Annotated in this window: 16 protein-coding genes; 5 read left to right on the top strand and 11 right to left on the bottom strand. The window is 52.9% G+C overall.

Going from position 1 to position 17,953, the window contains the following annotated elements:
- Window positions 1-24: 24 nt before the first annotated feature.
- The 6 genes from J1781_RS22890 to rstA form a co-directional block, all read right to left on the bottom strand.
- A complete protein-coding gene (locus J1781_RS22890) occupies window positions 25-906 on the bottom strand; it encodes a trypsin-like serine peptidase (protein ID WP_129990772.1) in 882 nt (293 codons plus the stop codon).
- 139 nt (window positions 907-1,045) lie between these two features.
- Window positions 1,046-1,126: a small membrane protein YdgU gene (gene ydgU, locus J1781_RS26570; protein ID WP_455567028.1), complete on the bottom strand. Its 81-nt coding sequence runs from the start codon at window positions 1,124-1,126 to the stop codon at window positions 1,046-1,048.
- A gap of 119 nt (window positions 1,127-1,245) precedes the next feature.
- Complete coding sequence (asr, locus tag J1781_RS22885; RefSeq protein ID WP_129951188.1) at window positions 1,246-1,674, bottom strand: acid resistance repetitive basic protein Asr; 429 nt, start codon at window positions 1,672-1,674, stop codon at window positions 1,246-1,248.
- A gap of 725 nt (window positions 1,675-2,399) precedes the next feature.
- Window positions 2,400-3,881 (bottom strand): carboxypeptidase M32, encoded by a 1,482-nt coding sequence (locus J1781_RS22880; RefSeq protein WP_217220250.1) that lies wholly within the window; start codon window positions 3,879-3,881, stop codon window positions 2,400-2,402.
- Window positions 3,865-5,208 (bottom strand): two-component system sensor histidine kinase RstB, encoded by a 1,344-nt coding sequence (rstB, locus tag J1781_RS22875; RefSeq protein WP_129951190.1) that lies wholly within the window; start codon window positions 5,206-5,208, stop codon window positions 3,865-3,867. The genes J1781_RS22880 and rstB overlap by 17 nt, the downstream gene beginning before the upstream one ends.
- Window positions 5,205-5,936 carry a two-component system response regulator RstA gene (rstA, locus tag J1781_RS22870; RefSeq protein ID WP_129951191.1) on the bottom strand — a complete coding sequence of 244 codons (732 nt, stop codon included), beginning with the start codon at window positions 5,934-5,936 and terminating at the stop codon, window positions 5,205-5,207. Before rstA ends, rstB begins: the two co-directional genes overlap by 4 nt.
- Window positions 5,937-6,219: 283 nt before the next feature.
- Here rstA and J1781_RS22865 point away from each other — a divergent pair, with 283 nt between their 5' ends.
- A complete protein-coding gene (locus J1781_RS22865; protein ID WP_129951192.1) occupies window positions 6,220-6,639 on the top strand; it encodes a hypothetical protein in 420 nt (139 codons plus the stop codon).
- 63 nt (window positions 6,640-6,702) lie between these two features.
- On the opposite strand, the gene J1781_RS22860 is transcribed toward J1781_RS22865, so the two are convergent.
- The 3 genes from J1781_RS22860 to J1781_RS22850 are packed head-to-tail and all read right to left on the bottom strand — an operon-like array spanning window position 6,703 to window position 10,463.
- The gene (locus tag J1781_RS22860; RefSeq protein WP_217220249.1) at window positions 6,703-7,938 is read right to left on the bottom strand and encodes a c-type cytochrome; all 1,236 of its coding nucleotides are present in this window, start codon (window positions 7,936-7,938) and stop codon (window positions 6,703-6,705) included.
- Window positions 7,935-9,698, bottom strand: coding sequence for a GMC family oxidoreductase (locus tag J1781_RS22855; RefSeq protein WP_129951194.1), 1,764 nt, complete (start codon window positions 9,696-9,698; stop codon window positions 7,935-7,937). The genes J1781_RS22860 and J1781_RS22855 overlap by 4 nt, the downstream gene beginning before the upstream one ends.
- A gap of 15 nt (window positions 9,699-9,713) precedes the next feature.
- Complete coding sequence (locus J1781_RS22850; RefSeq protein ID WP_129990769.1) at window positions 9,714-10,463, bottom strand: gluconate 2-dehydrogenase subunit 3 family protein; 750 nt, start codon at window positions 10,461-10,463, stop codon at window positions 9,714-9,716.
- A 348-nt stretch (window positions 10,464-10,811) separates the two neighbouring features.
- Here J1781_RS22850 and J1781_RS22845 point away from each other — a divergent pair, with 348 nt between their 5' ends.
- The 3 genes from J1781_RS22845 (at window position 10,812) to J1781_RS22835 (ending at window position 13,356) form a co-directional block, all read left to right on the top strand.
- Complete coding sequence (locus J1781_RS22845; protein ID WP_217234248.1) at window positions 10,812-12,320, top strand: YchO/YchP family invasin; 1,509 nt, start codon at window positions 10,812-10,814, stop codon at window positions 12,318-12,320.
- A 195-nt stretch (window positions 12,321-12,515) separates the two neighbouring features.
- Window positions 12,516-13,025 carry a hypothetical protein gene (locus J1781_RS26260; protein ID WP_238483601.1) on the top strand — a complete coding sequence of 170 codons (510 nt, stop codon included), beginning with the start codon at window positions 12,516-12,518 and terminating at the stop codon, window positions 13,023-13,025.
- A 1-nt stretch (window position 13,026) separates the two neighbouring features.
- Entirely contained in the window at window positions 13,027-13,356 is a 330-nt protein-coding gene (locus tag J1781_RS22835; RefSeq protein WP_129951197.1) for a hypothetical protein, read from the top strand.
- A gap of 358 nt (window positions 13,357-13,714) precedes the next feature.
- Here the strand turns inward: J1781_RS22835 and narL are convergent, their stop codons facing one another.
- Window positions 13,715-14,365 carry a two-component system response regulator NarL gene (gene narL / locus J1781_RS22825; protein WP_129990767.1) on the bottom strand — a complete coding sequence of 217 codons (651 nt, stop codon included), beginning with the start codon at window positions 14,363-14,365 and terminating at the stop codon, window positions 13,715-13,717.
- Window positions 14,362-16,152: a nitrate/nitrite two-component system sensor histidine kinase NarX gene (narX, locus tag J1781_RS22820; RefSeq protein WP_129951199.1), complete on the bottom strand. Its 1,791-nt coding sequence runs from the start codon at window positions 16,150-16,152 to the stop codon at window positions 14,362-14,364. The genes narL and narX overlap by 4 nt, the downstream gene beginning before the upstream one ends.
- 364 nt (window positions 16,153-16,516) lie before the next feature.
- Between narX and J1781_RS22815 the strand changes: the two genes are divergently transcribed.
- Window positions 16,517-17,935, top strand: coding sequence for a NarK family nitrate/nitrite MFS transporter (locus J1781_RS22815; RefSeq protein ID WP_129951200.1), 1,419 nt, complete (start codon window positions 16,517-16,519; stop codon window positions 17,933-17,935).
- Window positions 17,936-17,953 lie beyond the last annotated feature (18 nt).

The following is a 17,953-nucleotide window of genomic DNA, read 5'->3' as shown; positions in this document are numbered from 1 at the left end:
GTTCTGAAATGGTGATGCTTACGGTTACTGAGCGGGCATCGTTACCGCAGTACTCGCGCTGATTATCCCTGAAGAAAGGGTATTCAGGGCATCGCGGATAGCCGGAACGGCCAGTGCGCGGTTATCGGCCAGATACCGGTCTTTTGCTGCCGGCGCGGAGCTTTGAATTGCGACCAGCGACCAGCCATCGGCGTTTTTCAGCAACAGTGGTGAGCCACTGTCTCCCGGCAAAGTATCGCAGCGGTGCGATAACACGCCTGGCTGTGCCCATCCGGTGATCAGACAATCCTGATGGACGTACAAATCATCCAGATGATCTTCCGGGTATCCTGCCTGAGTCACTTTTCTGCCTTCCTGTTTTAGCAGAGCGGTCAGATCGTCGCGTGTGCCTTCCCACAATGGCAGGGGTTTAATCGGCAATGCCAGCTGTTCATCCGTCAGGCGAACCAGTGCAAAATCAAACGGCGCCGCCTTAGGCGGAACAATCCAGCCATCGCCATCGGCTTTCAGCTTCTTGCCCAATTTCGGATCGACCAGCGTTTGTAATGCGGTGATCTGATATCGCCATTTCTGATGATGAGAAATGAATCGCAGTGCCACAACTTTGTCTATTTTACCCGGAGGTGCCAGCACACAGTGGCCTGCCGTGAGGACAAGATGTTTAGAAATGAGGGTTGCAGTGCATAAATTGCCGCTCTCGGTTTCAATTTGCCCGATGGCCTGCCATGGCCAGTGCGCCGCAGCGGCCACCGGTATGCGTTGATCGTGGCCAAAGAATAGGGCTGTTTTTTCTTTCAAACTGATTGAAGGTGTGTCGGAATCTGCATCATCAGGAGAGTCTGCATGTACGAGGGGACTGGCGGTAAAACAGAAAAAGCACAAAAACAGCGGTAACGCGATGCGCATAACATTCTGACCTTGAAAACAGGGAGAACCCAGGAAGCCGTTATTATGGAACGATTATAGACGGTTATATTTCGTGGTGGATATATTTGTCCGGTAACTCAGCCTTTTGAGCCGATGACGGGCGTCATCGCGGGGTACTTCAGAAGTAGAAGAACAGGGTGATCAGTCCGCAAAGGATCAGAGAGCACAGGGTGATTTCGAACAGATAGCGGCGCAGCATCTTCCATCAGTACCTCAAGATAGAAAACCGGAGAAAAAAACACCCGGCGAACCGGGTGTTAAATCATCAGTCTTGATAATGGTGAGTAGATACGCTCACAAAGACTTCTTACTGACTACTTATGCTGCTGGTGTTGCTTTTGCAGCCGGTGCAGCTTTTTTAGCGTGTTTTACGTGTTTTTTAGCAGCCTGCGCTTTCTGAGCTACAGGAGCCGCTTTTTTAGCGTGTTTCACGTGTTTTTTAGCAGCCTGCGCTTTCTGAGCTACAGGAGCTGCTTTCTTAGCGTGTTTCACATGTTTTTTAGCCGCTTGCGCTTTCTGAGCTACCGGAGCTGCTTTCTTAGCGTGTTTTTTGTGTTTTTTAGCAGCCTGCGCTTTCTGGGCGACTTTCTTGTGAGTCTTGTGCTTAGTCACGTGCTTGGCAGCCGGTGCCGGAGCAGCGGTAGTTGCTGCAGCAGCAGGTGCCGGAGCTGCAGTAGTTTCAGCAGCGAAAGCGACAGAAGACAGACCCATTGCAGCGGCTACAACCAGAGCTAATACTTTTTTCATCTTTAATTCCTCAGAATTTTTGTTTAAGTGTCCACCCCACTGCGGGGCCGGTATGAGGAATACTAGGCGTGTCAGGTCAGGTTGTCCGTGAGTGATTGGTTTCGGCGTGTAACGGAATGTACAAAGGAGGGGTTTTAGGAAAATCAATAAGATAGTCTTTCAACTTCAAATTCAACTTCAAAACCGTGGGCGTCGGCCCACACCGACCAGAGACCCGGTAACGCGCGGGCCTCTGGACTCCACGCTTTTTCACTGCGCGCTTTGCTGGAGACTATGTTTCATCAGCCGCAGTGATAGCCGCAAAACCCCGCCGCTGCGCGATTCCCTTCGTTCGGGTTACAACCCGCGCAAAAAGATGCGCGGTTTTCCACCTCTCTCTCCGGCGTGATTTTGGAACCGGCCTCAGGCTTCTACTTCACAACCTCACTCTCTTTATTTTTTAAAAAGCTGCGGGCGATTCAGAAATCTTGCTGAACGGAGCGGCTTCGAGACCTATGGCTCGAAGACCGAGAGAAGGCACCGCGTAGCGGCAAGATTTCCAGCCTGTCACAGATGTTTCTGAAACATAGCCAGCGAGCGGAGCGCGCAGTAAAAGAGCCTGGGGGTCTTGGGGGCGACGGCGATAAGCCGCCCCCAAGTCGGTGTGGGCCGACGCCCACGACCTTAAGGCCGGTTTGGGTGGCAACCCACGGTCTTGACTTTGACCTTAAGGCCACTCCCTCCGCCTACAAGTATCGCCCTTCCAGATGCGCCCGGAAGAATGCCGGGTTCAGCGTTTCGCCTGTCGCGTTTTTCATCAGCTGATCTGTCGTGAACCGGCTGCCATGCTGCCAGATATTCTGTTGCAGCCACTGGAACAGCGCTGTCAGGTCGCCACGGACAATATCATCCTGCAACGTGGGTATGGCTTTGTTGGCAGTCCGGAACAGTTGTGCAGCGTACATCGCGCCCAGGGTGTAGGTCGGGAAGTAACCGAAGCCGCCGTCGGTCCAGTGGATATCCTGCATACAGCCGTCGCGGTAGTTGCCAACGGTATCGATGCCCAGATATTCCTTCATCTTTCTGTTCCACAGGGCCGGGATATCATCCACTTCAATTTCACCTTCCATCAGCGCTTTTTCGATTTCATAACGCAGGATGACGTGCGCCGGATAGCTCAGTTCATCGGCGTCAACCCGGATAAAGCCCGGCTGGACGCGCTGGTTCAGCTTCATAAAGTTGCTTTCGTCCAGTCCTTCGCGATGGCCGAATTGTTCGATAACCAGCGGATAGACAGATTTCAGGAACGGCTCACTGCAACCCAGTTGCATTTCAAACAGCAGGCTTTGAGATTCGTGTACTCCCATTGAACGGGCGTTGGAAACCGGCTGGCCCAGCCATTCTTTTGGCAGATTTTGCTCGTAACGTGCATGACCGGTTTCATGGATAACGCCCATCATGGCGCTGAGGAATTCATTTTCGTTGTAACGGGTGGTGATACGCACATCCTGCGGGACACCGCCGCAGAACGGGTGCGCGCTGACATCCAGACGACCGGCATCGAAATTAAAGCCCAGTTTGCCCATCACTTTCAGACCCAGCTGGCGCTGTTTTTCGATGTCAAAGGGCCCCTGTGGCGCAATGCGTGTCTCCGTTTTTTGCTTTTCGACCACGGTTTGTAACAGATCCGGCAGCCAGGTTTTGAGATCGCCAAACAGCACATCCAGTTTCTGCGAGGTCATGCCCGGTTCGTATAAATCGAGCAGGGCATCATAGCGGCTTATGCCCGCGGCCTCAGCGCGTAACTGCGCCTCCTGACGGCTCAGTTTCACCACTTTTTTGAGATTTTCTGAGAAGCCTTCCCAGTCATTCGATTTACGCTGGATACGCCACGCCTGTTCACAACGTGCGCCTGCCAGCGATTTGGCCTGAACCAGGCTTTCCGGCAGTAAAGCGGCCTGCTGATAATGACGGCGCATTTCACGCAGATTGGCCTGTTCCAGGTCATTAAGCTGTTCGCCGCCAGCCTGTTCCAGCCATTCACCAACCTGCTTCGCGGTGAGGATCTGATGCGTCAGCACGCTCAGCTCGGCCAGCGCTTCCGAGCGGGCCTGGCCGCCTTCCGGAGGCATCATGGCTGCTGCATCCCAGCCTGCAATCGCCGATAAATGGCCAAAGCGGGACAAGCGGGCGAAGGTATCGTGTAATTTTTTATAGGCGCTGGTCATTGTGGCTCCCTTCCTGATTTTCGTTATTAGGCTGTTCTGCAGCCAGGTTGAATGTGGGTTTTACCGGCCAGCTGAAACGCAGGCTGGCACCGCCGAGCGGGCTGCCGTCAACAGCAACCCGCCCCTGATAAGCGACGGCGATGGAATGGACGATTGCCAGCCCCAGCCCGCAGCCGCCGGTGGCGCGGTCGCGGCTCGGATCAAGGCGAACAAAGGGCTCAAAGATGCGGGTCCGTTCTTCCGGCGGGATGCCCGGCCCGTCGTCTTCCACCTGCAGGCAGGCCAGTTCACCGTCGAGCCACAGGCTGACGCGCAATGTCTCCTGAGAATAACGCAGACCATTGTTGACCAGATTGTCGAGCACACGTTCCATCAGGCGTAAATCCACGCCGCCGAAATCGGTATTTTGCGGCGCGTCATAAAGGATCGTGCGCGCGGTGATCAGCCGGAAATCATCGACTTTGTCTTCCAGCCATTCGGCCAGATTAACTTTTTCCAGATTAAGTGCCACCTGCGGACGGTCCAGGCGTGCATAAGTGAGCAATTCGTCGATCAGCGCTTCAAGCTGGCCGATATCGCGGTTAATGGCGTTTTGTTCCGACTCCGGCAGATTTTCACTGATTGCCAGCCGGTAACGCAGGCGCACCAGCGGCGTACGCAGTTCATGGGCGATGCCGTCAATCAGAAGTTTTTTACTGGCAACCAGGGTGCTGATGTTGTCTGCCATCTGGTTAAAGGCAACGCCCAGCCGGTTGAGGCTGGATGTCGAATCAAAATCAATACGTTCGTCGAGATGACCGTTACCGAGGCGCAGCGCGGAATTCTCCAGCCGCAGCAAATCCTGCCAGTGTGGGCGCATCCACAGAAATACCGGCAGGGCCAGCGATAAACCGATGAAGATCAGCAACCCCAGATCCAGCAGCCGCATTTCGTGCATATAAAACAGGTACGGAATAGGGCCAACGACCAGTACGTAATGGCTGCGCGGCACACGCTGAATAAAGGTATATTCGTCATCGAGCGCAATAATTTCGCCATCTTTAAGACGCTGATCCAGTGCGGGACTGAGTTTGCGTTTACCTAGCGGCTCGATATGCAGTTTGAAAGACAGATTCAGATCCAGCGTATTGATGGTCTTGTTCCAGTCTTTTATCGGAATTTCCCGCAGCTCACTACGCATCAGGTAGAGCGAGCTTTTCATCAAATCGTTCATGGACTGACGGCCGGTGCGTTCTGCGGTGACTTTGTAAACCAGCCCGACCAGCATCGCCATTACCAGAAAACAGACCAGCAGTAACAGAAAGAACTGAATGAAAAGCTTTTTCATTCCTGCAAGGTCTCCCAGGCATTGGGAGCAAACAGATAGCCTTTATTGCGTACGGTTTTGATGCGAAAGGGCTCCAGAGTGTTGTCGTACAGTTTGCGGCGCAGGCGGGAAATCGCGACATCAATGCTACGATCCAATCCGTCATAGCTGACCCCGCGAAGGTTTTTCAGCAGTGCTTCGCGATCCATAATGCGCCCTGCGTGTGTCGCCAGTTCCCACAATAAATCAAAGTCGGAAGTAGAAAGCACTATCGTTTCATCCACCAGCGTCACTTCACGGTTAACCGGGTCGATGCACAACTGACCGAAATGCAGGGCATTGCCACTGCGGAGTGTCTGAACCGGTTGTTCATTTTGGGTATTCTGCGCCGGACTCTGACGTAAATGCAGCCGCAAACGGGCCAGAAGCACCGCCGGTGGCGTCGTTTTCAGAATGTAATCGTTGGCCCCCATTTCCAGCGATAAAATGTGGTTCATGTCGCTGTCGAGCGACGTAAGCAACACAATCGGACCGGGGAACACCGGCCGTAAATCCCGGCACAGTGTCATGCCATCTTTGCCCGGCAACATGATGTCGAGCAGAACCAGATCGGGTTTTTCTTTTTCAATACGTGCCTGCGCGGTATCGCCACGTGGTTCAACCAGCACGTCAATATCATGTTTACCCAGATAGGCGGCGATCAGGTTGCCGACTTCTGCATCATCTTCAACAAAAACGATTTTATTCATTGGCTTGCTGCTTTAAGAAATCCGGTGATTAGCATAACGTGACCCGCAGGGCGACGCTATCGTGCTAGCGTAATAGAACATGTCAGTTTTGCGCGGTATTTTCCATAACCGCAAAATACTTTGGTCAAATTCTGAAATATTGCCGTTGTCAGTTTCCGTTACGCAAAGCACCGCAAGCGACTGGCAAAGTGTCAGTGAATTATGCCATTATATAGATGAATATCTTCGGCGTTATACATTGATTAAATAATTGATTGACCCTGACCAGGAAGAGGAAGAGGGGATGAATGAAAACCGCCTGGTACCCGATGCGCGCAGTCAAAAAGTATCCTTTGACTATATGGAATACTTGTCCGCATCCTGCAAAAAGAAATGGAGTTTTGTTGATGCTATTTATGGCGTGATGCCATTTTTTGGTATGGTTCTGAAATCCCGTTCGAAAAAAGAAAAATCCAGGCAGGAAGCTTTGCGTGCACTGGCCTTACAGGTGGTTTCCACCCAGGTCAGCGACGAGACCAATATTGTCCGGCTGATAGAACTGGCTGAGCAGCAAAATATGTACAGTATTGATATCAATCTGCCTTACTCGCTGACGGAAGAACAACTCACAGCAATAAAAGTAGAATGCAAACACCTGGTGCAGTTAAGCCAGAATAATGATCATTTGTTAGTCCAGATTATGCAGATGCCTCCCCGGCATTGATTTCCCCGGCTGCATTCATGAAAAAGACCGCTTTCGCGGCCTTTATGTTTTCAGGCTTTCCGCTTATTTTTTCAGTTCTGCGCGTAAGTCTTTCACGTCTGAGGCAGAAACCGGCGCGGCGGCATTTCCCCAGCTGTTACGGATATACGTCAGCACATTAGCCACATCGGCATCGCTCATGGTGGCATCAAACGATGGCATTGATGGCGCGGTCGGTTTGCTGTCCGTTGCCACAGGACGGCTGCCCGCCAGTACTACGCGCATAAGTGAAGTAGCGTCGGTCTGGTTGATAAGCGGTGAATCGGCCAGACGAGGGAACAAACCTTCCTGGCCCATACCGGTTGGGGTATGGCAGGCAGAACAACGATCAGCATAAATATTCTTGCCAGCTATCATCGCCTTATCGTCAGCTTTTACTGGCTCAGGGGCGTTGTTACCGCTGTCATGTCCGCTGTCTTTCAGATAAACCGCCACGGCCTTAAGATCATCATCCGTCCAGTGACGGGACGAATTGGTGACTTCTTCCGCCATCGGACCGGAAGCAATATCGAAACGGTTAGAACCGGTTTTCAGATATTGCATCAGATCTTCCTGCGTCCAGTTACCGACACCGGTGTGTTTGTTGCTGGTGATATCCGGCGCGACCCAGCCTTCTATCACGGTCCCTTGCAGGAATTCACTGTCTTTGTCGCCGCCGAGCAGGTTCTTCGGCGTATGACAGGTACCGCAGTGTCCCAGACCTTCAACGATGTAAGCACCGCGATTCCATTGGGCCGACTTATCCATCTGCGGTTTAAATTCGCCTTTGTTGAAGTTCAGCCAGTTCCAGCCCATCAGACTGGTACGCACGTTGAACGGGAAGGGCAACTGGTTGGTTTCAATTTCATTATGCACCGGTTGCAGAGTTTGCAGATACGCCCAGATGGCGGCGTTATCTTCGCGTGTCACTTTCGTGTACGCCGTGAACGGCATCGCGCCGTAAAGACGTTTTCCGCCGTGACCGATGCCCTCCGACATTGCGCGCTGGAAATCATCGAAACTCCATCTGCCGATACCGGTTTGCGTATCCGGTGTAATGTTTGCGCCCACTAAACGGCCAAATGGCGTTTCAATCGGCACCCCGCCGGCAAAAGGTTTGGCGTCCGGCGTGGAGGCGGTATGACAGGCGGCGCAGTCGCCCAGGGTCGCCAGGTAACGCCCCCGTTCAACCTGTTCGAAAGAGCCATCGCCCGCCGCGTGGCTCAGTCCGCTGATGCTCAAAGCCACTAAACCGAGTGAGAATGACGTTAACTTTTTCATGCGATCATCTCTCCCGGTTTTTTCAGATAGTAGTTACGGATTGCATGGGCGGCTTTAAACGCCAGTGCGCCGACGGTTCCGGTCGGGTTATAGCCCGGGTTTTGCGGAAAGGCAGACGCGCCGACCACAAACAGATTAGGCACATCCCAGACCTGCAGATGTTTATTCACCGAACTCGTGGACGGATCCGCACCCATCACAAACCCGCCGACGACGTGCGAAGACTGATACGGCGTACCGTTCCAGTGACCTTTCATCGGGGTGGCCACCAATTGACGAGGATTCATCGCCTTGGCGATTTCGGCTACTTTACCGGTGCAATAGGCGGCCATTTTCAGGTCATTTGCCGGGAAGTCAAAAGTGACGCGCAGCAGCGGACGCCCCAGACGGTCTTTATAGTTCGGATCAAGCGACAGATAGTTGGTTTTAGTGGTGTAGCTACTGGCTTCACAACCGATCGACATCGAACTGAGATAGTTGGCGACTGTGGCTTTTTTCCATTCGCTGCCCCATTTCGGCGTTCCCGGCGGAACAGGGCGGTAGCCGATGGGCGCTCCGCCGATGGGCGTTACGCGGATACTGCCACCGCCAAAGAAGCCCAGGCCGCTGTGGTCAAAGTTATCGTTATTGAAATCATCGATGCCCATTCCAACCGCGCCTGCGCCGATGAACGGGTTAAAGTTTTTGTCATCAAAGAAGAGCTGTACGCCGTTCGCGGTCTGATAGGCATAATTACGGCCAGTGGTGCCGCTTAACGTGACCGGATCATAGGGTTTGCCGATGCCGGAAAGTAGCATCAGGCGGACGTTTTCGAAGGTAAACGCACTCACAATCACCAGGTCAGCCGGTTGTTCCCATTCATCGCCCGAAGAATCGATATAGACCACGCCCGTGGCGCGTTTGCCGGTAGAGTCGGTCAGCACCTGCATCACTTCACAGTTAGTGCGGGCTTCGAAATTCTCCTTGCGGATCAGCGCCGGTAATACGGTGGTGATGGCGCTGGCCTTGGAGTAGTTCGCGCAGCCGAAGTTTGTGCAGAAACCGCAGAAGGTGCACGGCCCCATTTTCACCCCGAGCGGGTTAGTATAAGGCTCGGAAATCAGGGAGGAGGGCACCGGGAACGCTTTGTAACCCATATTGCGCGCCGCTTCAGCAAACAATGTCGGGCCATAGGGCTGATCGAGCGGGCGGGTCGGATATTCAATCGAGCGCATCCCTTCATACGGGTTACCGCCTTCATGATGTTCCCCTTTGACGTTGCTGGCTTTACCGGAAACCCCGGCCAGACGCTCGAAAGAGGCGTAATGCGGTTCCATTTCATCCCAGTCGGTGCCCCAGTCTTGCAGAACCAACTCTTCCGGGATGGCGTTAGCGCCGTAACGCTCGGTCAGATGACTTTTCAGGCGGAATTCATCCGGCTGAAAGCGGAAAGTAATCCCCGCCCAGTGGTTGCCTGCGCCGCCGGTGCCATTTCCCGGGTGAAAAGAACCCCATTCGCGCATCGGCAACGCGGTTTGCGCCGGGTTGTTGCGGATGGTAATGGTGTTCTGGCGGGTACGTAACATCAGTTCCTGCCGGGAGCTGTAGCGTAACTCATCTGTCACCGTAGACACGTTAAAGTCACGGGCGGTATCACGCCACGGGCCGCGTTCAATCGCCACCACATTCAGCCCTTCGTCGCACAACTCATTGGCGATGATCGAACCTGCCCAGCCGAGCCCGATCACCACGACGTCGGTTTTAGGTAATTTTTTTGCCATAATCGTGTTCTGCCCTTAGCTTTTTATTTTCCATGCGTCACCGCCGGAAATACTCAGCGGTTCGAGATCGAGTTTCTGATTGTGCTTGCCGATATAGTCGCGGTAGTCGTAACGTGCGCCGGGGAAGCCCAGCATTTTCCACGACACCATATTGCGGTTACCGCCGTAAATCGGGTCAGCAAAGAAACCTTCCATCGTGTTCTTCAGTGCAATGGCAAAGAACATTTTAGAGTCGATCCCTTCAAGGGCAATTTTTCCGCTCTCGAGACCTGACAGGATGTGATCCTGCTGCTCACCGGGCAGATCTTTGAATAACTTCTGATGCTGTGACCGGGTGTATTTATCTAATGCGGCCAGGCCAAGACGGTAGCGCTGTTGCGGAACCAGCGACGACTGATCGCCTTGTTCCGGCGTGCCATCCTGGAAAGGGCCTTGCATATAAAGCCGGGAGGCGGTGCCGTAGAATCCGGCCAGCTGGCGGTCAATAAATACCGCGCATCCGGCGTCTTTACCGCCCACGCTCAGATCATCGGCGGGCACCAGACGGTCAACAATGGCTTCCATGGCGGCGGCTTCGGCTTCGGTGAAGAACACCCAGCCATCGGTCTCGATGTGCGGCGGCGGGCTGGCGTCAAAGGGGCTCCACACGGGCGTGCCTTTGAGCGTCACCGCATTTGCGGCTTTGGCTGCACCCAATACTGCGGAGGCGGCCGTGAATGAGAGAATTTGTCTGCGGGTCACGCCGGGCAAGGTTTTTTTGCTCATTTATGTTCCCTGTTTGTACATATCACTTTAAGGTCCGGACGCACTCTGCCAGGGCAGTCGGGTGGCATCGGGATAATCGTTAACCTGCTAAGGATAAATGAAAATAGAATGTAAAGATAAATAGTTCGTTTGTTAAAAATGTTATTAAATGTGTGTGATTGATATCTTTGATGTAATTTTAGGCGATATTTTTTGCGATGTGGCAACAAATTAGCCCTGCGTTCACTCTGGAAATGAATGAGCATGATTTGACTGGCGATAAGGCGGTGTGTGGCCGTTCGTGGCGTGAAGGTTGAATTATGCTGACTGTACGGTAAGATCATACCTTACTCATGAAATGTGTAAGGTATGACTGAAGTCACAGATTTTTTTTCTGATTTATTGAAGCGATTTGCAGGAAACACCTGCGCCTCTTTGCTGCTTGCAGGGGGAGCCGCCTTCTATGCTGTAAGCGCCAGTGCGCTGACGGTAGGATCTGGCGAATACGGCGTTCCCGGTTATAACCTCAACGGTTTTCTGCCCGCCAGTGACCAAAGTTCTGTCTTTAATAACGGAACGCCGGCACAACCCGCCGGGATGTTGCCGAGCCTCGGCAGCCAGTACATACAGAACAATACCGGGCCCACGGCCATGGAAAAACAGCTTGCCACCGCTCTGAAAGAGCTGGGAACCACGACGGCGGACAGCGATGATCCCTTACGGGTGCAGGCGGAAACGCTGGCACTGAGTCAGGCGGCGAAACTGGTGCAAAAAGAAACCAGCAGTTTGCTTTCGCCGCTGGGCACCGTCAGCACCTCGCTGGACATGACCGGCCATAATCTTGACGGCAGTTCCGGTCGGTTATTCAGCCCGCTGTACCAGTCTGAAACCAATCTGGTTTACAGCCAGATCGGCCTGCAAAGCGAGACGGATGCCACGGTTGGTAATTTCGGCCTCGGCCAGCGCTTTAATACCGGTACGTGGATGCTGGGGTATAACGCGTTTGTGGATAACGACTTCGACCATCAGCTGACGCGCGGCAGTCTGGGCGCGGAGGCGGGGACAGATTACCTGCGCTTTTCTACCAATTATTATCAGCCGTTTTCCTCCTATAAAGCCGACAGCAGCACGTCTGCGCAACTGCGGCGTCAGGCGCGTGGCTACGACATTACCACCAAAGGCTATTTACCTTTCTACCGCCAGTTAGGCGCTTCGCTGAGTTATGAGCAGTATTTCGGTAATCAGGTGGATTTGTTCGGCAACGGCACGCGGCAGAGTAATCCGTCGGCAGTGTCGTTTGGCGTCAATTACACCCCGGTGCCGATCGTGACGGTGATGGCCGAGCATCAGGCCGGACAGGATGGGGATAATCAGGATGTAGTGAAACTGACACTGAATTACCGGCTGGGGGTGCCACTGTCGCAGCAGTTGTCCTCACAGAACGTCGCGGCAGCGCGCTCGCTGCGCGGAAGCCGGATGGACATGGTTGACCGCAATAATATGCCGGTGATGGAATTCAAACAGCGTAAGACCTTGTCGGTATTTCTGGCCACGCCGCCGTGGTCATTACAGCCGGGCGAAACGGTGCCGCTGAAACTGCAACTGCGCGCGCTGAATTCCGTGGTGGCGCTGAGCTGGCAGGGTGATACACAGGCGCTGAGCCTGACGCCACCCGCGAATAACCGTAATCCTGATGGCTGGAGCGTGATTGTGCCACCATGGGATGATTCCCCGGACGCCACCAACATTTATCATCTGTCGGTGACTGTGGAAGACAGCAAATCGCAGAAAGTCACCTCCAACTGGATCACGCTGAATGTATCCCCGCCACTGACGGCTCAGCCGCAATACGGTAATGATTCAGGGCTGAATTTCTGATCGGGTTTTTCGCTCCGCCCCTTCGCAGGGGAAGGGAGCCGACCTGGCCACTGAGGGTTTAGCTTTTTGCTCCTCCCCCTGCGAGCAGTCTCTTTATCAGATCTCCTCATCAAGAAGCAGTCGCAGAGGAGGGAGTCACCACACTTTATTACCCAAAACTTCATTTCCCTATCCTGCTCATTTCGTGGTCATGTAGTGGATGATGTTCACGTAATTCTTACCTGTCAGACAATATTAAACGACTTAACTACAGTGGGTGCAGCTATTGCGATTACGTCAGTGATGGCCGGGCTCGGGCTTAGTGGGTTAGGGACTGTCAGTGAAATTTTTCAGTTAGAAAAACTAGCTCCAAGACACAGCACGTTAGCAGCAGGGGCTGTCCGCGCTAAGAAATTTTCAGGAAATTGGCCGACTGCGGATCTGGATGCAGCATTGAAGAAATTTGCCGGAAATCATCCTTTGGTTACAACTACGAACTCAGGAAAACGGATTTACGCTCACCCTGAGACTGGTGTACAAGTCGTTGAAGACTTAAGCGGCGACTATTTCCGCATCAATGACCCCTCCCTGTCAGGCAAAAGAACCTATTTAGATCTTGATGGTATTGTTCCAAATAACAAAATACTTGAAGGGGGCAAGCAAATAGGAAGGATTCAGAGTGAATATAATGAAGTCACGCATTTTAACATTCCAGGACGTAAATAACATGAAATGTATCTCTGTACCGACCAGCCAAGATGCCATGCAACGTCTTGATCTTGATGTATCTCTTGAGGGAGATTTGATCGAAGTTACGATAACTGATGAACAATTTCAGTCTCTAATCGATACAGGTGTTATCAGTCAATTGAACCAGTTCATCGAAATTAACATAGACGAATTCGAAGATGAGAAAATTATCGGCATTCGTGATTTAACATTGGCTAAGAGTATTCTGGGGCAGGTTTCTCCATCAGATCGTGCCAATGCTGAAGTATTGGTGTCCCAAATAAATAAAGCGATTGAGTACAATACTGGCGTATTCTTTTATTTTTGACCTTAATACTCGGAGTGCTCCTCCACCTTCGCCTGTCTCTTGATCAGATCTCCTGATCAAGAGACTTCGCAAGTTTGTAGCCTTCAACGATATTCTGCAGCTTGAGCCAGCCTTCCCACATCACTATCCAGCCTGCACGACCCGTACGTTTGCTGTCGTATCAATGACCCATTTTCGCCAGCGCCGTTCGTAATAGCTGATGATCTGCCGCGCCTGGGTCACATTTTCTACCTGTAAAGAAGATCAACGGAGAAGGAAATTTCAAAAAAAATCCCCGTCATGAATGCCGGGGATTTATGTATAAGAGTCAGCCCTTCGCTGGGGAGGTTGGGAGGCGGTTTTAAGGGCTAACGCCTGGTTAAAGCACATTACTCTGTAATACCCAAACTGCCGCTTCAACGCGGGATTTAAGTTTCATTTTCTTCAGCAGATGTTTGACGTGCACTTTCACCGTGCTTTCGGTGATATTCAGACGACGGGCGATCATTTTGTTCGGCAAACCTTCGGCGATCAGTTTGATGATGTCGCGTTCGCGCGGCGTCAGGGACTGAATATCGCGGTCACCGCTCGGGCGGCTTTCTCGCAGGCTTGCCGCGAGAACGGGTGTCAGCGCTTCGCTCAGCACCATCTTCCCGGCGGCGGCGTTATGCAGCGCAGTGAGCAAATCTTCCGGCTCCATATCTTTCAGTAAATACCCATCCGCGCCACGTTTCAGGGCGGTTACCACATCATCTTCATGATTCGATACGCTGAAAACCACGATCCGCCCGGAAAGGGAGGTCTGACGCATGCTGTCGAGTGTATCCAGCCCGTTCATGCCCGGCATATTCAGGTCCAGCAGGATCAGGTCCGGATCGAGCTGTTTTGCCAGTTCGACGCCCTGTTCGCCATTACTGGCTTCACCAATAACTTTAAGGCGTGAGTCCAGCGCGATCAGCTGTTTCACGCCGTTGCGCAGCATAGGGTGATCGTCAATCAGCAAAATAGTGGAAGGGGTGGTGTCGTTCATACTTGCTCCTGGGGATTAACTGGCAGGGCTTCGGGCCGGAAACGCACAGTGACTTCTGTGCCGCCCTCCGGGCGCCGGGCGACCCGACATTTGCCGTGTAAGGTACTGGCGCGATCCTGCATGATGATCAGCCCATAATGATTTTGCTGCCCGATGTCCTGCGAAATACCGTCACCGTTATCGCAAATATTCATGCTGATTTCGCCGTCATGACACTGTAATGAAAGCGATACCCGGGTGGCATTAGCATGTTTATAAACATTGTTCAGGGCTTCACGGGCAATGTGCAACAGGTGAATGCCCTGATTGGCCGGAACGGAACGCGGCGGGATCTGATAATCGAAATCAATGGCCAGGCCCATACGGCGTGAGAATTCATCTACGGTATGTTGCAGTGCGGCGTGCAGGCCGGGGGTGTTCAGCGTCAGGCGGAAGGTGGTCAGCAGTTCACGCAACTGGCGATAAGCGGTATTGAGTTCTTCCCGCATTTGTAGCAACAGATTTTTGTCTTCTTCCGGAAAGGCATCAGCGTGCATTTGCAGGCAGGCCACCTGAATTTTCAGGCATGACAGTGACTGCGCCAGCGAGTCATGCAGTTCACGGGCGATAGCCGAACGTTCCTCCATCAGCATCAGCTGTTGCTGATGTTCCGCCTGACGTGCCAGCATCAGAGTACTGGTGAGTTGTTCCAGCAGGGTGTGTATCAGTTGCTGCTGATCGTCATCCAGATACTGCCCTGGCGGCAACTGCGCCAGCAGCACACCGTAATTTTCGCGATCGTCGCGCAGGCTCCAGCTCAGGGACTCGCCACCGTCTTGTGCATGTTCACCGACCTCTGGGATGTCAGGCTGACGTGGCGAAGTGTGGCTGAATTCATTGAATACTTCCGCGCTGTTATTTTCGTATTGCCGCAACTGAATACCCTTCAGCGGAGTCAGTGACTGCAACTCTTTCAGCACCGGTTCCATGCGTGCCTCAGGCGGTGCACTGGTGTGAAGCTGACGGCTCACGCGGTACAGATAATCCAGCATCTGATTTTTTTGTTGCAGATCGGCGGTTTTTTCTGCCACGCGCTGCGCCAGCTTATCGACCATTTCCGCCAGGGCCAGAGACATACTGTTGAGTGAGTCGCCGAGGATATCCATTTCATTATGTGCATCGCCATTCACCACACGGTTACGCTGATAGCGGCGGCTGAAATCCCCGGCGGTAATGGCGCTGGCCTGTGAAAGCAGGCTTTTCCAGGGCGTCAGCAGATGGCGGCGCAGGAACCAGATGGTCAGCGCCATCAGTAAAAGAGTTACCACCAGAAGTCCACGTTGGATCAGCGAAATCTGCTGTAAATGGTATTCGGTTTTGTGCTCCAGTGCCGCGACCAGCTCATCAAGCTGGCCGACAAAGACGGCAATATTGGCCGAGACATCCTGCGGATGCTTAGCCGTAAGAAGCTGGTTGCGCAGGGTGGTTTGCCAGTACTGACGTAACGCCAGAAACTGTGGTTGCAGATTTTCGCGCTCAACAGCCTGTAATAAATCGGCGCTGTTTTGATCAGTTTCCATCTGGCTGATATAGCGGGCACTGGTTTCCTGCAGCGGTACTTCAGATAACAGCCGGTAACTTTGCATGCGCAGCGAACCCGCTTTATTGATCGCATGGGCATTGCCCTCGATACTGCCCGCCATCCACGCCGCCAGGCTCATTCCGCCAATGCCCAGAAGGCCGAGCAGCAGCATCAGCAAGGTGATCTGGCTGATGAGCGACAAAGAAGGCAGTACGCGTTTAAACATGAATAGTATTTCCTGAACCTATAGCGGACGCCGCAGATAACGTGCCGGAATGACACAAACCTGTACTGTGTGGGCATTTTTTATGATCAGGGAGCGTTTCCCTATACCCCTTTGTGATTACTCCTTTATTTCCATGTCATTCATGCTGTCGTTAACCCAAAGAATATCTCTTCTTCAACCTTTTGAATGAAAACAGTTTATTGATTTTCCGCCGGGTACTCACAAAGGATTTGTGGTGATTTTTCCGGCATTATCCACCTGCGTTTGCGTTGATTTGTATCAACATCCCGGGGTGGTGCTCTACCTAGTGTGTGCGACAGAACTCAATCATTACAACAACAATGCGTTGCCACCCGAGGTACACATGTCACATACATCAGCTTCACCGACGGAAAAACCGTCACGCCTGTTGCAGGACTGGCGTCCCGAAGACCCGGCATTTTGGGAAAAAACCGGGCATAAAGTGGCCAGCCGCAATTTATGGATTTCCGTGCCTTGTCTTTTGCTGGGATTCTGCGTCTGGATGCTGTTCAGCCTGGTCTCCGTTAACCTCAACAAAGTCGGTTTTAACTTCACGACGGATCAGCTGTTTATGCTGACCGCTATTCCGTCAGTATCCGGCGCTTTGTTGCGTGTGCCTTACTCCTTTATGATCCCGCTGTTCGGCGGTCGCCGCTGGACGGCCATCAGTACTGTATTTCTGGTGCTGCCATGCCTGTGGCTGGGTTTTGCGGTGCAGGATACCACCACGTCTTATAACGTTTTCCTGATCATTGCGCTGTTGTGCGGTTTCGGTGGCGCTAACTTTGCATCGAGCATGTCCAATATTAGCTTTTTCTTTCCGAAAGCGAAGCAGGGCGGCGCTCTCGGGATCAATGGTGGTCTGGGTAATCTTGGGGTGAGCGTGATGCAGCTGATTGCACCACTGGTCATCTCCCTGGGGGTGTTTGCGGCCTTCAGCGATAAACAGACGCTGGCGAACGGTACTGACATCTGGCTGCAAAATGCAGCCTGGATCTGGGTGCCATTTTTGATCATCGGTACCCTTGCCGCCTGGTTTGGTATGAACGATCTGGCCTCTTCCAAAGCCTCAATCCGCCAGCAATTACCGGTACTGAAACGCGGTCATCTGTGGATCATGAGTGTGTTGTATCTGGCGACTTTCGGTTCGTTTATCGGCTTTTCAGCGGGTTTTGCGATGCTGACCAAAACCCAGTTCCCTGACGTCAATATTTTGCAATTTGCCTTTTTCGGCCCGTTTTTTGGTGCGCTGGCCCGTTCTGCGGGGGGCATGTTGTCCGACCGCCTGGGTGGTATTCGCGTAACTCTGGTGAATTATATCGTCATGGCGATTTTTGCGGGTTTACTGTTCCTGACCTTGCCGGTCGGTGGCGCGGGCGGCAATTTCCCGGCGTTCTTCGCGGTATTTATGGTGCTGTTCCTGACGGCCGGTCTGGGCAGTGGCTCCACCTATCAGATGATTGCGGTGATTTTCCGCAAACTCACCACTGATCAGGCTAAAGCCCGTGGTGCCAGCGATGATGAAGCGCTGCGTGAAGCGGTTACCGATACGGCGGCTGCGCTCGGTTTTATCTCTTCCATCGGCGCGATTGGCGGCTTCTTTATTCCTAAAGCGTTCGGGACATCACTGGCCATGACCGGTTCACCGGCGGGCGCGATGAAAGTCTTCCTGGTGTTTTACGTGGTTTGTGCGCTGATCACCTGGCTGGTGTACTGGCGTAAACTGAACAAAGGTTTTGCGACCAAACAAGTCAGAAAGTAATCTCAGCAGGCAGTGAAT

The sequence above is a fragment of the Rahnella perminowiae genome (genome assembly GCF_019049695.1).
GTDB classification, from domain to species: Bacteria; Pseudomonadota; Gammaproteobacteria; order Enterobacterales; family Enterobacteriaceae; genus Rahnella; species Rahnella perminowiae.
The sequence above is the reverse complement of the archived record's forward strand: the minus strand, read 5'-3'. Positions and strand labels throughout refer to the sequence as shown.

Bases quoted from the DNA above. Each gene is read 5' to 3' on its own strand.
- J1781_RS22890 (WP_129990772.1), bottom strand. From the start codon at position 906: ATGCGCATCGCGTTACCGCTGTTTTTGTGCTTTTTCTGTTTTACCGCC.
- ydgU (WP_455567028.1), bottom strand. From the start codon at position 1,126: ATGCTGCGCCGCTATCTGTTCGAAATCACCCTGTGCTCTCTGATCCTT.
- asr (WP_129951188.1), bottom strand. From the start codon at position 1,674: ATGAAAAAAGTATTAGCTCTGGTTGTAGCCGCTGCAATGGGTCTGTCT.
- J1781_RS22880 (WP_217220250.1), bottom strand. From the start codon at position 3,881: ATGACCAGCGCCTATAAAAAATTACACGATACCTTCGCCCGCTTGTCC.
- rstB (WP_129951190.1), bottom strand. From the start codon at position 5,208: ATGAAAAAGCTTTTCATTCAGTTCTTTCTGTTACTGCTGGTCTGTTTT.
- rstA (WP_129951191.1), bottom strand. From the start codon at position 5,936: ATGAATAAAATCGTTTTTGTTGAAGATGATGCAGAAGTCGGCAACCTG.
- J1781_RS22865 (WP_129951192.1), top strand. From the start codon at position 6,220: ATGAATGAAAACCGCCTGGTACCCGATGCGCGCAGTCAAAAAGTATCC.
- J1781_RS22860 (WP_217220249.1), bottom strand. From the start codon at position 7,938: ATGAAAAAGTTAACGTCATTCTCACTCGGTTTAGTGGCTTTGAGCATC.
- J1781_RS22855 (WP_129951194.1), bottom strand. From the start codon at position 9,698: ATGGCAAAAAAATTACCTAAAACCGACGTCGTGGTGATCGGGCTCGGC.
- J1781_RS22850 (WP_129990769.1), bottom strand. From the start codon at position 10,463: ATGAGCAAAAAAACCTTGCCCGGCGTGACCCGCAGACAAATTCTCTCA.
- J1781_RS22845 (WP_217234248.1), top strand. From the start codon at position 10,812: ATGACTGAAGTCACAGATTTTTTTTCTGATTTATTGAAGCGATTTGCA.
- J1781_RS22835 (WP_129951197.1), top strand. From the start codon at position 13,027: ATGAAATGTATCTCTGTACCGACCAGCCAAGATGCCATGCAACGTCTT.
- narL (WP_129990767.1), bottom strand. From the start codon at position 14,365: ATGAACGACACCACCCCTTCCACTATTTTGCTGATTGACGATCACCCT.
- narX (WP_129951199.1), bottom strand. From the start codon at position 16,152: ATGTTTAAACGCGTACTGCCTTCTTTGTCGCTCATCAGCCAGATCACC.
- J1781_RS22815 (WP_129951200.1), top strand. From the start codon at position 16,517: ATGTCACATACATCAGCTTCACCGACGGAAAAACCGTCACGCCTGTTG.